This window comes from Vibrio sagamiensis NBRC 104589, from assembly GCF_007990935.1.
Classification (GTDB): Bacteria; Pseudomonadota; Gammaproteobacteria; order Enterobacterales; family Vibrionaceae; genus Vibrio; species Vibrio sagamiensis.
In genome coordinates, this window is sequence record NZ_BJXJ01000004.1 from 1 (window position 1) to 15,934 (window position 15,934).

13 protein-coding genes are annotated in these 15,934 nt (G+C 39.3%); 4 read left to right on the forward strand and 9 right to left on the reverse strand.

The window, feature by feature from the left end; genetic code table 11:
• Window positions 1-40 precede the first annotated feature (40 nt).
• The 4 genes from VSA01S_RS02855 to cls all read right to left on the reverse strand — a co-directional run bounded on the left by VSA01S_RS02855 (window position 41) and on the right by cls (window position 5,141).
• Window positions 41-910: a lipase secretion chaperone gene (locus VSA01S_RS02855; protein WP_039980343.1), complete on the reverse strand. Its 870-nt coding sequence runs from the start codon at window positions 908-910 to the stop codon at window positions 41-43.
• 9 nt (window positions 911-919) lie between these two features.
• Window positions 920-1,822 carry a lipase family alpha/beta hydrolase gene (locus VSA01S_RS02860; protein ID WP_371860748.1) on the reverse strand — a complete coding sequence of 301 codons (903 nt, stop codon included), beginning with the start codon at window positions 1,820-1,822 and terminating at the stop codon, window positions 920-922.
• A 404-nt stretch (window positions 1,823-2,226) separates the two neighbouring features.
• Window positions 2,227-3,420, reverse strand: a complete 1,194-nt coding sequence (locus VSA01S_RS02865; protein WP_039980340.1) for a cystathionine beta-lyase — start codon at window positions 3,418-3,420, stop codon at window positions 2,227-2,229.
• 269 nt (window positions 3,421-3,689) lie between these two features.
• A complete protein-coding gene (gene cls / locus VSA01S_RS02870; RefSeq protein WP_039980339.1) occupies window positions 3,690-5,141 on the reverse strand; it encodes a cardiolipin synthase in 1,452 nt (483 codons plus the stop codon).
• 477 nt (window positions 5,142-5,618) lie between these two features.
• Here cls and VSA01S_RS02875 point away from each other — a divergent pair, with 477 nt between their 5' ends.
• From VSA01S_RS02875 to VSA01S_RS02885, 3 genes are all read left to right on the forward strand, one after another.
• Entirely contained in the window at window positions 5,619-7,046 is a 1,428-nt protein-coding gene (locus VSA01S_RS02875) for a sodium-dependent transporter (protein ID WP_039980338.1), read from the forward strand.
• Between the two features lie 128 nt (window positions 7,047-7,174).
• The gene (locus VSA01S_RS02880; RefSeq protein ID WP_039980337.1) at window positions 7,175-7,867 is read left to right on the forward strand and encodes a TIGR01621 family pseudouridine synthase; all 693 of its coding nucleotides are present in this window, start codon (window positions 7,175-7,177) and stop codon (window positions 7,865-7,867) included.
• A gap of 31 nt (window positions 7,868-7,898) precedes the next feature.
• The gene (locus VSA01S_RS02885) at window positions 7,899-8,831 is read left to right on the forward strand and encodes a class I SAM-dependent methyltransferase (protein ID WP_039980336.1); all 933 of its coding nucleotides are present in this window, start codon (window positions 7,899-7,901) and stop codon (window positions 8,829-8,831) included.
• An 81-nt stretch (window positions 8,832-8,912) separates the two neighbouring features.
• On the opposite strand, the gene VSA01S_RS02890 is transcribed toward VSA01S_RS02885, so the two are convergent.
• From VSA01S_RS02890 to VSA01S_RS02910, 5 genes are all read right to left on the reverse strand, one after another.
• Window positions 8,913-9,389, reverse strand: coding sequence for an outer membrane lipoprotein (locus VSA01S_RS02890; protein WP_039980335.1), 477 nt, complete (start codon window positions 9,387-9,389; stop codon window positions 8,913-8,915).
• Window positions 9,390-9,567: 178 nt separating this feature from the next.
• Window positions 9,568-10,182, reverse strand: coding sequence for a CDP-alcohol phosphatidyltransferase family protein (locus VSA01S_RS02895; protein ID WP_039980334.1), 615 nt, complete (start codon window positions 10,180-10,182; stop codon window positions 9,568-9,570).
• Window positions 10,175-10,822, reverse strand: a complete 648-nt coding sequence (locus VSA01S_RS02900; RefSeq protein WP_039980333.1) for an ATP-binding cassette domain-containing protein — start codon at window positions 10,820-10,822, stop codon at window positions 10,175-10,177. The genes VSA01S_RS02895 and VSA01S_RS02900 overlap by 8 nt, the downstream gene beginning before the upstream one ends.
• Before the next feature lie 12 nt (window positions 10,823-10,834).
• Window positions 10,835-12,511: an ABC transporter permease gene (locus VSA01S_RS02905; protein ID WP_039980332.1), complete on the reverse strand. Its 1,677-nt coding sequence runs from the start codon at window positions 12,509-12,511 to the stop codon at window positions 10,835-10,837.
• Window positions 12,512-12,520: 9 nt separating this feature from the next.
• A complete protein-coding gene (locus tag VSA01S_RS02910) occupies window positions 12,521-13,675 on the reverse strand; it encodes an ABC transporter substrate-binding protein (protein WP_039980331.1) in 1,155 nt (384 codons plus the stop codon).
• A 240-nt stretch (window positions 13,676-13,915) separates the two neighbouring features.
• Between VSA01S_RS02910 and VSA01S_RS02915 the strand changes: the two genes are divergently transcribed.
• Window positions 13,916-15,799 carry a methyl-accepting chemotaxis protein gene (locus VSA01S_RS02915; RefSeq protein ID WP_039980330.1) on the forward strand — a complete coding sequence of 628 codons (1,884 nt, stop codon included), beginning with the start codon at window positions 13,916-13,918 and terminating at the stop codon, window positions 15,797-15,799.
• Window positions 15,800-15,934 lie beyond the last annotated feature (135 nt).

A 15,934-nucleotide genomic window follows, 5' to 3' on the forward strand; every position in this document is an offset into this window, starting at 1 on the left:
GTGCTTGTGTACTTGAATCTTTTTTAACATATAAAACGAATTATCGTTGGTTATCATATATTCGCTCTAAGGCTTGAACACGACGTTGTTGTTGTTTTGCAAAACTTTGTGTTCGGAGGAGGGCAACTTCTGTATTTTTTTGCTCTGTACTTAATCCCTCATATTCGAGGATATCATCTCGTTGCTGCAAATAACCACTGAGTACGGCCTGAAAATCTCGTTGTTGGTTTTCAAGGTCTTGCAGTCTTTTGGCACCTTTTTCACCGACTAAACTCACATGCTGTATATATTTGTCTTGTAGGTTTAATTGAGAAGTACTGGCTAATTGCATGATTAATTGATTGTTCTTATTCACCTGCTGTATATAGCTGGGTTGCTGACTAAGTAGATCATCAAGCAATTGTTGCTGTAACAAAGGGTCGCGAGTTGTGGCCATGATCTCTTGCTTTTGAATCGTGAACCGTCTCAGGAGATTTTGTTGCCCGAATAACCTATCCTTTTCTGAATGTGTGAAAAACTTATCTTGAAGTTTGGTTATCACATCCTCAATCTCAATTAAATGTTGGAGAGATAGCTGAGAAGATGGTGATGGATTTAAGTCTAAAAGAGCTTGTTTATACTCGATATAACGATGAAATAAATCCTGCTCTATGCTCCCTTCAAACACAGCTGCGGACGAATCAGAATCAAAATTGTGTATGATTTTGTTGAGAGTTTGTTCACCTTGAGTACTTAATTGATATTCAAAAAAGTCCTTAACCGAAGACACATCAAGCTCAGTATCAAGCTGTGAAGGGCTTTGCAGTGATGTAGAACGATGGTCAGGTTCTTGATTGTTCAATATAGAGAGCAAGGCAACGCTTACAGCTAGAGTAAGGTATCCCCCCAAAAAAAGATGACATTTTTCCATACTATCGACCTACAGTCCGTAAAGTTTCAAGCGATTGGCATGTTGACGGTAAAGTGTCACGGGGTCGGTTTCAAATAAATGATGCAAACCTAACCAGCCATTAATTTCATCTAAATGATTTAGACGGTAATCATCACGAATCACTTTACCTAAATGCGCACTACAAACATCGACTAAACCATCATTAGGTAAATCGAAAGCCAGACTTAACAACATAAATGCACTATCGGTCGGGTCTAAAGCATGAGTAAAAGTAGCAGAACCAGTCCAGGAAAAATAATAAACACCGTTTTCAGCGAGTTCATCGCCTTCTCCACAATATGAAGAGGGGACGCCTTCAGGAAACCACTGATTAAATGCAAGTGAGCCTTCAGTCGTCAGAGCCGCAAGAGAGGCAAGAGGATCTTGCTCCAGATGAGAGCCACCAGATAATAATCCAATTAACGCCGTTAGCCCTTGTGCAAGCTTGGTTGCGATTATTTCCTTATATGACCCCTCCGGTACAGAGCGACGAAGTATATCGGCGACCGAAGAACCTTTATGAACACCACCGACGCTGGTGACAGAAGCGACCAAATCTGGTCGAACACCTGCTACATAACGAGCGGTTGGACCACCATGACTGTGCCCTATTAAGTTCACTTTTTGAGATCCAGTTGCTGCGAGTAGCTGCTCTAGCTGGGCGAGTAGTTGTTCGCCTCTTATTTCTGTACTGTTGGCTGCTGAGACTTGAGCAACATAAACAGTTGCACCATCTTTAGTCAGTGATTCGGGAATACCATAAAAATAGTCGACGCCAGCCAGAGTATCGAAGCCAAATAAACCATGAACTAAGACGATTGGATATTTTGTAGCGGTGTAACCTGGGATCGATGCTGAATAAACCGGAAAGAGATTGAAAATCAAGATCATCGTTACGAATAGTCTGTACTTCATCATTATGTCCTTATAATTGATGTGTAACAACTGATAAAAATAGTAGATAAATAAGAAAGTAATAAACCTATCGTTAATCTCAGCATTTATTTTGTGATTTATTGCTTAGAAAACAACATAAATGTTTAACATTACACATTTATACCCAAATAACCTCAAGATGCTGCGTTCAGTGAACTCGCTCTGAATCAAGCATCTTGAGGTCGCTTGGGTATATATTCAATCATTTGCTGTGAGAGTCATCTTGAAAGGTCAGTTGCTTCAATAGATTGAAATCAACTCATCTCAAAGGCCTGAGTAAAAAGAGAAACGTCATTTGAAAAATCATAGGGCAGATGGCTTCCATTGCGAAGCCATTTTTATAAAATCTGTAGGAAGGATTACAGATTGGCTAAAGTCGCGTTGTAACGAGCAAATCCTTGCTCTAGGTCGCTAATCAAATCATCCACATCTTCTAAACCAATATGAAGGCGTATTAGTGTACCTGAAAAATTTGGGTTAGCGACAGTGCGGAGCGATTTGAAACTATTCGGCTCATTTGCCAAGATCAAACTTTCAAATCCTCCCCATGAATAGCCCATCGCAAAATGCTTCATTCCATCGAGCAGAGCTGTTGTGGCTTGAGGGTAGGTAGTTTTTAAAACAAACGAAAAAAGCCCATTACCTCCGGAAAAGTCCCTTGAGAAAAATTCATGACCAGGGCAGGTCGGTAGGCTTGGATGACGAACGTGGTCAACTTCTGATCGCTGTGTAAGCCATTGGGCAACTTTGAGACTATTTTCGGCATGTTGACGTAAACGTACATCGAGCGTACGTATGCCTCGTAATGCAAGATAAGCATCATCAGCAGAGACACATTGCCCCATTAAGTAACTTTGTTCTCGTAATTGGTCCCAATATTGTTCTGTAGCAACAGCGGTACCAAGCATAACATCGGAGTGGCCAACAATATATTTTGTGGCAGCTTGAACCGATATATCTACGCCATGTTTAAACGGAGAAAAGTTGACGCCTGCTCCCCAAGTATTATCAAGAACAACGATGATACCGTACTCATGAGCAATCGCTGCTAGGTTAGGGACATTCATAACTTCCATCGTAATAGAACCAGGGGACTCTAAAAATAAAATTTTAGTGTTAGGTTGGATCAGCTCACGAATATTATTGCCAATTAAAGGGTCAAAATAGGTCGTATCAACCCCCATTTTTTTTAATATTACATCACAAAAGTCTCTTGTTGGTTCGTAGCACGAATCAACCATTAAAACATGATCACCTGTTTCAATAAATGAAAGTATCGTATTGGAAATTGCGGCAGTGCCACAAGGATACAAAGCACATCCAGCCCCTCCTTCAAGAGTCACCATGGCATCTTGAAGAGCAAAGTGTGTTTGAGTTCCCCTCCGGCCATAAAATAATGCCTTGTTGGCTCGATTAATCGTGGCATGTTTTTTTTCGGCAACGCTATTAAATACGATAGTTGAAGCACGTTGAACTGGAGGGTTTACAACGCCATGAGTCCACTCATTATTGCGGCCCGCTGAGATCAGTTTTGTATTTTTCCCTTCAGACATAAAAATTCCCTGTCAAATGTTGTACTAAGCGTCAACTTATTTTTCATAGTCAAAGCTCTTAATGATGATAAGTGTCTTAATATAGAACATGTCTGAAGAATAATTTGCAAGTGAAAAAAATTCAGCATACTTGGGTGTAAGTAAATTACGTGAATTAAAAAGGATATTCTACTGAGTAGCCAGTAGAATCCCTGCCAAGTAATCGGTAAAGTGTGAATTGCAAAGAAGGGTTTTAAGTCACACAGGGATTCAATTTAGATATAAAAATATTAGAGTAATGGGTTAAATAAATAAAAAATACGTTCGAGAAAGCGGGAGAAAAGACTCCGTTTACGCCATTTATCTTTATCAACCAGATGAGATTGCTGAATATAAGAACTTTGTAAAGTCGACATTTGCTTTGTGAAGTCAACATCATCAATGGCTAGGGTTACTTCAAAATTAAGCCATAAACTTCGCATATCCATATTGACTGTACCTACTAAACAGAACTCGTCATCAATAACAACAGACTTTGTATGAAGTAAACCTCCATAAAATTCGAATATTTTGACTCCAGCAGAAAGAAGGTCGCTGTAGAAAGCGCGAGATGCCCATTGCACCATCATCGAGTCATTTTTATGTGGAATAATGAGGTCAACCTCTATCCCTCGCTGAGCTGTCATTTGCAAGGTGGCAAGTAAGTCAGCACTTGGTACAAAGTAAGGAGTAGTAATTCTGACAGACTGATTGGCTTGATTGATGGCTAGAGTTAGAACTTGATAAATTAAGTGTTCAGGCATCCCAGGCCCCGAAGGCACAACTTGGATCGGATGTAAATAATCGTTTTTTTGAAGACACTGTGGATGTTGAGGAAATACTCGTTCACCCGTTTCAACTTCCCAGTCCCAACAGTGGATAGCGCTGAGTACATTGACTGTTGGGCCTGTTAAGCGCACCATGATATCAACCCACTGACCAACGCCACTATTTTGTTTGAAATAAGCGGGATCGACTAAATTCATTGAGCCGGTATATGCGATTTCATCATCAATAACAATAATTTTTCGGTGTTGGCGTAGATCTAAACGACGTAGAAAAATACGCCACATATTCACCTCTAATGCTTGAACCACCGTGATACCAGCATTTCGCATCATTTGACACCAATGACTTCGAAAAAAAGTAGGGCTTCCCGCTGAATCAAGTAATAATTTGACGTTGACGCCACGCTTTGAGGCTTGAATTAAAGCGGAAGCAACAGAATCTGCTAAACCACCAGGATACCAAATATAAAATACCATTCGGATCGTATGTTGAGCATTCTCAATATCTTTGATAACCGAATGTAGAATCTCTTGAGGCAACTGCTGTAAGGAAAGATTATTTCCACTTAAAGCAGGTAAACCTAAGCGATTGTTACATAGTTCATCAATACGATAAATGTGACGCCCCATGGCTTCTGGGACATGAGCATTACAGTCATTAAGTTGAGTAAACCACTGTTGGAAAGGGGCAAACATGTCTTTAGCGCGTTCAGCTCTTTTACGGCCTAGGTTTAACTCCCCAAAAAGGAAATAGCAGAAAACGCCAAGTACAGGGACAATATAGATAACCATCAACCAAGCAAGAGAAACACTCACAGCTCGTCGTTTCAAAACAACTCGAATGGTGACACCTGCAACAAGTAGCCAGTAAAAACCAACGCCAGTTAAAGTTAAAAAGTGATAAAAGGTATCCATAATTTTTAAAACTAGTGAGTTCCGTCAGAATAATCAGTCTCATTGTAGGTGATACCCAAATGACTTCAAGATGTTTGATATAGGCTCATGTGACTGGATCGTAATAAAGAGGGGCTATTTCCTAAAGTTCGATACTGCTCGCAAGATACTGAGATAAACAAATTAAATGAAAGGTATGTGTTGCATATGGAATGGTCAAAAAGGCGACGTCATGTTATGTTATAAAAGTGTGAATTTTTAGATGATAAATTAACTTTTGAATAAAAGTTGAGCGGTTGGTGTTCCTTATAGTGTAAAATGATATTAAAAACACTTTGAAGATCTTCCAATTCTAAATTGAAACTGCTTTACTGACCATACATAGGGCGCTAGTAAACTTCTAACAATGCGTAAATTATATTTTACACTCAACTTATTCTTGGCGCTTTAATTCTATGTAAACACAATGTGCAGTACACAAATTTATGGAGAAAAAGCGTGGCTACAACGAATACAGCACCACGTGATACGTGGGGGTCTAAACTAGGCTTTGTTATGGCAGCAGCAGGATCCGCTGTTGGTTTAGGTAATATATGGAAATTCCCATATACAGCAGGTGAAAGTGGTGGAGGTGCATTTGTCGCGATCTACCTTATTTTTGTCATTTTTATTGGTTTTAGCGTAATGCTCACAGAGTTTGCTATTGGTAGAAAAACAGGCTTATCAGCTGTAGGTGCTTTTAAGTCAACTGATCGCCGTTGGACTTTCACAGGTGTGCTTGGAGTATTGAGCGGTTTACTGATCATGGGGTTTTATCCCGTTGTCGGTGGGTGGGCTTTAGCGTACATCTTTAAAATTGGTGGTGGCCTATTGGATACACCAGATGCTATTGGTGACAGTTTCGGTGGGTTTATTTCTGATCCGGTCCAGCCGCTGATGTGGATGGCATTGTATTTATTTTTGAATGTACTTATCGTTATCAAAGGAATATCGGGAGGGATTGAGAAGGCTGGTAAGATATTGATGCCATTGCTTTTTTTGATTCTTATTGTTGTTTCAGTAAAAGGGTTAATGTTGCCGGGTGCAATGGCTGGTCTCGAGTTTCTATTTATGCCTGATTTTTCTAAAGTAGATAGTAATGTTGTATTGGCAGCATTAGGTCAGGCGTTCTTTTCACTTAGTTTAGGTATGGGTTGTATGATGACTTACGGCTCGTACTTGAGAAAGAAAGAAAATCTAGTACAAACAACCGGTATGGTTACTGCAATGGATACTTGTGTCGCTATTCTTGCTGGTGTTGCTATGTTCCCTGCTATGTTTGCTTTTGGTATGGAGCCTGCAGCAGGTCCTGGTTTAGTATTTGTCGTTGTGCCGCAATTATTCGCTGAAATGGGTGGTTTGATTGGTTTCCTATTAGCATTATTGTTTTTTGTCGGTTTGACAGTCGCCGCTTTGACATCTTCAGTTTCTCTTCTTGAAGTTGTGGTTTCATACTTGATCGATGAAAAAGGTTTCAAGCGTTCGACCGCTGTGGTGGGTTCAAGTGTTGTGATGGCATTACTTTGTGTGATTGCTTCCTTGTCACTTGGTGGCGTTGGACCAACCCTATTCGGAACCGGAGCATTTGATATTTTTGACTTACTCACGGATAAAATATTCCTTGCTGTAGGTGGTATGTTAGTGTGTATATTTGCTGGGTGGCGCTTAAATCGAGCAGATTTAGAAAAAGAAATCACTAACGATGGTGAAATTTCGTTCCCTTTATTTGGAATATGGTACAACTTGGTTAAGTTTGTCATTCCTATTGCCATCGCAATTGTTGCTCTAATGGGTATAAAATCAGGCTTCGATAGCGGTAAAGGAGAAATCATGCTGATTGGTATCGGAGTCATTGTTATAACGGGTTTGTTTTCGAAAAAGTTATAATACTGTTCTGTTGAAGTATTAAAAAAGCGGAAGTGTAATAACTTCCGCTTTTTGTTTATTTCTCGCCAAAGCACTCGCCTAATTATTTAGAAACGGTATACTTCGCTTTCCAAACGTGGAGCAGCCCTATGTTCGATATTTTATATACTCATCCTGATTTTGTTCTCATCAATAAACACCCACATATATCTGTCCATAAAGATGATGGTGATCTTATGCTATTGCAAGAAGTGGCAAAGAAAACGGGGGATGCGCAACTGTACCTTATTCATCGATTAGATAAAATGACATCTGGTTTATTATTATTAGGTAGGAATTCTCGGACTGCAAGTCAGTTATCTCGAGAATTTGCAGCGCGGCAAGTCGAAAAATTTTACCTTGCCATTGGCTCAAAAAAACCTAAGAAAAAACAAGGTGTGGTTATTGGAGATATGGAGAGAACTCGAAGGTCTGCTTGGAAATTGAATAATAGCAAATATAATCCTGCCATTACTCAATTCTTTTCTGTTGCTGCAGAGCCTGGAGAGCGCCTTTTCTTGTGTAAACCCTATACTGGAAAGACTCATCAAATCCGTGTGGCCTTAAAATCTGTTGGTTCTAGTATCGTTGGTGATCCTATTTATAACCCTAGTAACGAGGCTGATCGAGGCTATCTACATGCTTTTTGCCTTTGTTTTTGCTACCAAGGCGAGAAGTTTCGTTTTGTTTGTGATCCAAGAACCTATAATACTTTAGGTCATAAATGGCAAAATGAAGTGATCTCTGATGGAATAAACTCTTGGCTTTTGCCATGGGAATTGAATTGGCCCACGTTGAAATAAACAATTTACAAAAGATTAATAAGAGAATTCGATGCAAGTATCTCAACTTCCAATGTTTTTTCAGCATTTACAATCGGAGCTGGACAAAGCTCCAAATGAAATTCGCCGCTTATTTCATGGTCGTGGTCGTCACTTTGAAGGTTTAGAGCAACTGACTTGTGATTGGTTACAGGGGCAATTGGTCGTCAATATATTTAAGCCTGTGAATGATGACTATATTTTAGAGATTAAAAAAGGCCTTCATGAATTGACGGACTCTTTGCTATGGAAGACTAAACAAGGTCGATCGATTGTTATACAACATCGCTATTCTGACGGCGCACCTTCTGAAGTGGTCTTTGGTGAGTTAGAACCCCAACCTATTGTTGTTGAAAATGGACTCCACTATCAATTAGACATAGGGCGTAACCAGAACTTTGGTTTATTTTTAGATATGCGATACGGAAGAGAGTGGGTCCGTAACAACGCGCAGCATAAAAACGTTCTTAACTTGTTTGCCTATACTTGTGGTTTTTCTGTTGCTGCTATTGCTGGTGGTGCAGACCATGTCGTTAATGTAGATATGTCTCGTTCATCTCTCGCTAAAGGTCGTGAGAATCATAAGTTAAATGAGCATAACTTAAATAAAGTTAGTTTTATGGGACATGATATTTTCAAATCTTGGGGGAAAATAAAGAAGGCTGGTCAATATGATTTGATAGTGATAGATCCCCCTTCTTTCCAAAAAGGAAGCTTTGCCCTTACAAAAGACTATAAAAAAATCTTGCGTCGTTTACCAAGTTTACTGGCTGAAGGCGGGCAGGTGTTAGCCTGCGTGAATTCACCATCAGTAACGACCGAGTTTTTGATTGAGAGTATGCAGGAAGAGGCGCCAGATTTGACGTTCCGTATGCGTTTAGATAACCCACCTGAGTTTATAGATGTAGACAGTCAAGCAGCATTAAAAGTGATGTTATTTAACTAAATAACATGGAGAAATCTTTAGTCAAGAAGCTGCTTGCGGTTAACTGAATTTGAGCCAAGCAGCTTTAGAAGAGGTTAGAGGCTAACGAGGAACAACACGAGCATCTTTACCATTAACATTGACCTGTACAGGCTGACCAACTTGGAAAATCATATTAGGATTAGCTTCTTGCACGATCGATATGATTTTCCCACTTTCTAAGCGCACCGTTAGGTTGACGCCATTTCGTTTACCAACGGCACCAGCAGCTTCGCTACCTGCATAGCCACCTAACAGCCCAGCACCGATTGCGGCAATGTCAGAGCCTTTACCACCACCAATTTTTGAACCTAGGATACCCCCAATAGCAGCACCAGCTATGGTCCCAATTGCATTTGTTTGAGACGATGAATCAATTGTTACAGGGGCAACTTTTTCAATAGTGCCGTAGTAAACCTGCTGCATTGTACGAGTATCCTGTGAGCCATATGCATCGCCATAGGGGTTAGGTGACGAACACCCAAATAATGCCGTGAGTGAAAACATTATAAGAAAAGAATGATTGATGAGTCTTAACATGTTGCCTCCAATTGATGGTGTTTATCCAATAGTATATGCAAGTAACGTCAACATTCAAATTGTAAAAAATATTTAAGTTCTCACTAATTGTATGCGTCGATGTATCTTTCTCTGTTAATTAAAGCAAAGAATACATTTTAATGAGTAAATAATAATATATATACTCAATCCTTTTATTTTATGTGTCTATATCTAAAGTTTTAAACCCAACGAAAATACGGGTGCACGTAGTAAACCAGCAGGCGATACCAAATAAGTATGCAATCACAGCAAAGTAAGTTGGAAAGAGGCAGAAAAGAATAAAGCAACCAATAGTCTCTGTACCTTCTGTTAAACCACTCATGTAATAAAGTGATTTATGCTTATAGACTGGATCGTCAATGCCACGTTTCCCGGCCATAACAGCGAAGGCTAAAAAGCTAGAACCCGTACCTATAAAAGCAAAGATTAAAAAAGCTCCCGCAATCGCGTTTTGTTCCGGGTTGGCAACTACAAAACCAAAAGGTATAAGAGAATAGAACAGAAAGTCCAGACTAATATCAAGGAATCCTCCAGCATCAGTAATTCCTTGAATCCTTGCCAAAGCTCCATCAAGTCCATCACAAACTCGATTAAATAAAATAAAAAATAATGCCCAATTGTAGTGTTCAAAAACTATTGCTGGAAAGGTGAAGCAACCAATAGCGAAGCCAAATAAGGTAACCTGATTAGCTTTTATACCAATTTTATCAATGATTTTTGCACTTTGTGCTAGTGGCCATCTTATGGCTTTAATACTTAGACTATCAAACATTTTTTGTTCCCCAAGGCCAATTAATACAAATACCACCTTTTGGGACATCTTCAGAATCGTGTGTCACCATAAGGGTTGGGATATTGGCCTGTTGAAGCTGGCTTTCAACCCAATTGCGAAAATGAGCGCGCAAGTGTTTATCAAGTTTACTGTAAGGTTCATCGAGTAAAGCGACTTTTGGTTTGGCTAAAAGCATTCGCATTAACGCAATACGTGCTCGTTGTCCTCCGGAAATTTGCTCAGGATATGACTCAGCAATATTAAGAAGTTCGATATTTTCTAGTGCTTCTAATGCTTCCACTTTTCGTTTTGCACCTTTAATTGAATTGGGTAGAGCGAATGCAAGGTTTTGCCATATAGTTAAATGCGGAAATAGTAAAGAATCTTGAAACAATATTCCTATTTTACGTCTGTGTGGCGGTTGTATGTCCAGCCTATTTTTATCAAGTAATATTGTTCCTGAATAGTTAAAATCGTTTGTTACATGGCCTGCGATAATATCTAACAAAGTGGATTTTCCACAACCGCTTGGCCCCATCAAGGTTAATATTTCTCCCTTTTTAACAATTAAATTAAAATTAGAGAGTAGCGTCTCTCCAGTGATTTTTTTGATTGAAATGTTATTAATATGAAGACTCATAAAACAATGCTTTTATTGGTTGTTATTACGTAAATGTAAGCGGTGGTATTTAAAAGATAGACGGCTTAGCACAAAGGCAGATGAGAAAAACACGAGAGGAAGGAGCGTTTGCCAAATGGCGTAAATTGCTGTTATTCGACGATCAAAGCCACTTGATAAAGCTACCGCTTCAGTCGTAATAGTGCTAATACGCCCAGCACCAAGGATTAAAGTGGGTAAGTATTGTGCTAAACTGACGCTAGCGCCAACCACCCATGCGAAAGTCAATGCAGGGAATAAAATCGGTAGTTTTACTTTAAACCACGCTTGAAGAGGAGATTTGCCTAAGCTTAAGGCTACTCTAGTTAAATTTTGATCAAAACTCCTCCATGGCCCATCTAAAGACAAATAGACAAAAGGAAAAGCAAAAAATACATGAGCCCAAGCCACCCAAAAAAAGTGCGCATTATTATCAAAGTAGAGTGTAACAACTTGCATACCCAATAGTATTGATAACTGTGGTAATAACATCGGTAATGCGATCAGATAGCTAGGAATATGCCGACGATGACGAAGGCGGTATTCATGTGCAATAACGCCTAAGAATAACGCAATAGAAGCACTTATCATCGCAAGTAATAAGCTATTTTCTAAAGTGCTAACGATACTAATCCATTCATCTTGCCAAAATTGTATACTATACCGACTTGGGAGCAGATCTGGGAAGCGCCATCGTTGCGCAAAACTCCATATTACGATTAAAACTGCAATACAAATGGTGATCAAAGTAATTAAAAAGAAGAAACTTCTTCCAGGCAATGGCAACTGATAACGGCCAGAAAATTGCCAATATTGACACTTGTGTATGGCAATGTGTTCAATGAAGCGCATTAAAACGATCAATAGGCTGATAATAATGAGTAATATCATTGCACCAGCGGCCGCTCTTGGTAATAGTAATAAGTCAGGATCATTAAACCATTGCCAGACTAAAACCGAAAGAGTTGTTGGGTGAGTTGGGCCAATAACGAGCGCTACATCGACAACTGATGCACCATAGGTTATCACTGCCATGAGTGGAAAACGCATTTTTAAAAACCACTGAGGTAATAGGCATTTAAACCAAGTGGCGGTCTTGCTATAGCCCATAGAAAAGCATATACGTTGTGTCTCTTTAACTTTCAATTGTTGAAGAATAGGGATGCTCATCATTAGCAAAAAAGGCACTTCTTTTAATGCAAGCATTATGATAAGCCCTAAACCATATGGATCTTTTACTAATAACGCCAAACTTGGATCAGCTTGTGCATTTGGATCATAGCCAAACCAAGTGAAAAAAAATCGTGCGGCCATGCCTGTTGGTGCAAATAGAAAAGCGAAGCCTATGGAAAAAGCGACATGTGGCATTGCCAAAAGAGGGGCGAGAGTACGTTCGATAATTCGCCAAACTTTATGATCCCATGCGGTTTGTAAAATGAAAAAAGTGAGCAAACAAGCCAAGTATGTGCTGAGTAACGCAGTATAAGTAGTAAGACTAATTGAAGTCCAAATTCCTTGCCAATCAAAAACACGAAAAAAACCTTCGAGAGAGAAATGATCAAATCCGAGTAGCGGAATATAGCTAAAAGAGGAAAGTATAATTCCCACAATACCTGGAATTAAAGGTAGTAGACAAACAATAATAAATAGTAAATAAAATAGAATTAGCATTTGGTTAGATCAGCTTCCATAGCGTTTTAGCCACTCTTGCTCGAGTGCACTTTGCCAACTAGGGTGAGGTTCGTTAATGGAATCAAAGTGAGGGATATCCTTTGCGGTACCTGTTAAATATTTCTTCTCAAGTATTGCGGGATCTCCCCAGATTGATGTATTGCCTTTTCTCGATTGAGCTTCTGGGCTTAGTAAGAAGTTGATAACCACTTTTGCTCCAGCACTGGCATTAGCATTCCATGGTATTGCTAAATAATGAATATTGGAAAGTGCACCGTGGCTCATCGCAAAAGCTCGTGTTGTTTCTGCTAACTTTCCACTAGACTGCGCTGAAAAAACTGCATTGGGATTAAAGGTAATTGCAAGATCAATTTGACCATCATCTAGTAATTGAATAGTTTCTGCAGCACCACTTGGGAACTGTTTACCGCCTCGCCATGCTACTTTATGAAATTCATCAAGATATAACCACAAAGGTTTAGTGACTTTGCCAAAAATTTCTTCATTAACTGGCTTTTGCAAAGCCGGGTCGTTATGAGTGAGCTCAATAAGTAACGATTTCAAAAAGCTAGTACCATGAAACTCTGGTGGTTTTGGGTATGTTAAACGATTAGGAAATGCTTTTGCATAGTTCAACATTTCAGAATATGAATTCGGGGGGTTACTTAAAGTTGCTTGGTCATGAATAAATACTAGTTGACCTATTCCCCAGGGGGCTTCAAGACCATCTGTTGGTTCTGAGAAATCCATGGTTACAGGTAAAGATTTATCAACGTACTGCCAATTAGGTAAACTTTCAACAAATGGACCTTGCAACAGTTGACTCTCTTTCATTGATTTGAAATTTTCTCCATTAACCCAAACAATATCAACACTACCGTTGTGATTCTTATTGGCAATTTTTTCTGCGAATAAACGAGCTGTCGTTTCGGCAATATCGCTGACTTTGACATGGTGAAGTGTGATGTTGTAACGTGATTTGACAGTTTGACTTACCCAATTAAGATAACGATTAACATCAGGACTCCCACCCCAAGCATGAAAATACACATGTTGGCCATTTGCCTGCTTTTCAATGTTTGACCAATCTGCCGCTAAAGCTGTGCTTATTGGAGCGAATGAAATTAGACAAAAAGTACATAGTTTTTGTAATAAGTACTTCATAATTATTTTCTCTTTTGTTTGGATGTTCCCTGAGACATCTTAATTTAACAAATATAAATAGATAAGATTAGTTATTTATATTTTATAACTTTTTAAAATCCCCTATAAACATTGTTTTATAAAAATATGCTAAACATTATTTGATAGCTTAAGTTAAAGTTTTAAATAGATAAATTAGATGATCGATTAAAATAATGTGTGTAGTATGCTGATTCTGGTATTTCCGAGTGTCCTTATTATATGAATTTATCGTTAAAAAAGAAGCTTATTGGAACGAGTTTATCGGCTGTATTAATTATGGCTGCGGCATTGACTTGGTTGTCCGCTGATCAACTTTTTGATCAAACTCGCTCAGGAGTTTATGCAAGAGCTCAAAGCTTAAGTAATGCTGCATCAGCAGGTATTTCTGATTGGATCGCGGTACGCAAAAGTATAGCGCAATCATTTAATGATTATGCGACCGAAGCTGATCTAGTCCCTTTTCTGCAGATGGCAAGAAAAGCTGGTAACTTTGACGATATATTTTTTGGAACACTTGAAGGACAAATGTATCGTTCTCACCCTGAACGAAGTCGCGCCTCTTACGACCCAAGAGTTCGTCCTTGGTATAAAGATGCTAGTAGAGCTGGTACACAAATCATCACAGAGGCTTATCAAGATGCTATAACTAACGCTTTACTTGTGACGATTGCAGAACCTATAACAATTAATGGCGAATTTGTGGGTGTTGTTGGGGCGGACGTATTAATTGATCAACTTATCGATGATGTGATTAACCTCGATGCTGGTAAGAATGCCCATGCAATGTTGATTGATATGACAAATGGGACATTTTTAGCGCACCCTAATAAGGATTTAGCCTTAAAACTTGTAGACAGCGTTGCTACTGAGTTATCTCCAAACGCTATCTTACGTGCAGCGAGCGAAGGTAAAATTAAAGATGTTTCTATTAACGGCCAAGAAAAGCTCTATTATTTCAGCAGTGTATCCGGGACGAATTGGATGTTTGCTATTGAGATGGACCGAATAACAGAAGAGGCCGGTCATACAGAATTATTAGGAGAAATGTTGCTAGCGGCTTTAGTCATCACTCTTATTGTTATTATTATTGTATCTTGGTTGGTTGGCTTCTTATTCCGTGATTTGAATCGAGTATCTAAAGCTTTGGAAGGTATTGCTTCCGGTGACGGGGATCTAACACAACGTCTTGAGCCTCGCAGTGAGGATGAAGTAGGACAATTGGCATTAAACTTTAATCGTTTTGTCGGCAATATGCATGCTATGGTGTCTAAATTAAGCCAAATATCTTCGGCATTATCAAAACAGGCTAGCTGTACAGCAAATCAAGCAGAAGAAAGAAGCCAGCGTATTACTTATCAGCAAGATGAAATAAATATGGTGGCAACTGCGGTTAATGAAATGGCTGCGGCGACGCAGGAAATTGCTGGCAATGCAGATAATACAGCGGCGAGTTCAGGTGAAGCTGTTGATGTTTGTCAATATGGTACGGCTCAAGTGACACAAACGCAAAGTTCTATTCAGAATTTAGCTCAAGAAGTATTGGTTGCGACCAACGTAATTCAAGATCTCGAAGCCCATGGAAACAGTATTAATGAGATTCTTTCGACCATTCAGGGTATTGCAGAACAGACAAACCTGTTGGCGCTTAATGCTGCAATAGAAGCTGCACGAGCGGGGGAACAAGGTCGGGGGTTTGCTGTCGTTGCTGATGAAGTTCGAGTGTTGAGCCAACGTACACACGCTTCTACTCAAGAAATTCAAGCAACGATAGAAATGTTGCAAGATACTACTGGCAGAGCGGTTACTATTATGGACAACAGCCATCAGCTTGCTGAAACTAGTGTCAATGATGCAAATTCTGCTTCTGTTAGTCTGGGTCAAATTCATGCTGCTGTCGAGCGAATTAGTGATATGGCTACTCAAATTGCGTCTGCAGCAGAGGAGCAAGCTTCTGTGACTTCAGAAATTACACGTAATACTGAAGGGATTAGAGATGTGTCTAATGAACTTTCAATGGAGGCTCAGCAAGCGGCAATACAGGCATCAAGTTTGTTCGAACTTTCTAATGAATTAGAGCATGTAATTAAGCAATTTAAGCTGTAGATTGCAAGATGGCAATGAAATATATAAAACGATGTAATATTTAACAGTCCTCAATTAGAGCCGCTTTTATGCGGCTCTTTGTGTGGGTGAAAGGTTTGTCAGTTAAAAATCTGTTAGTGGTTAAAGAGCTAATTA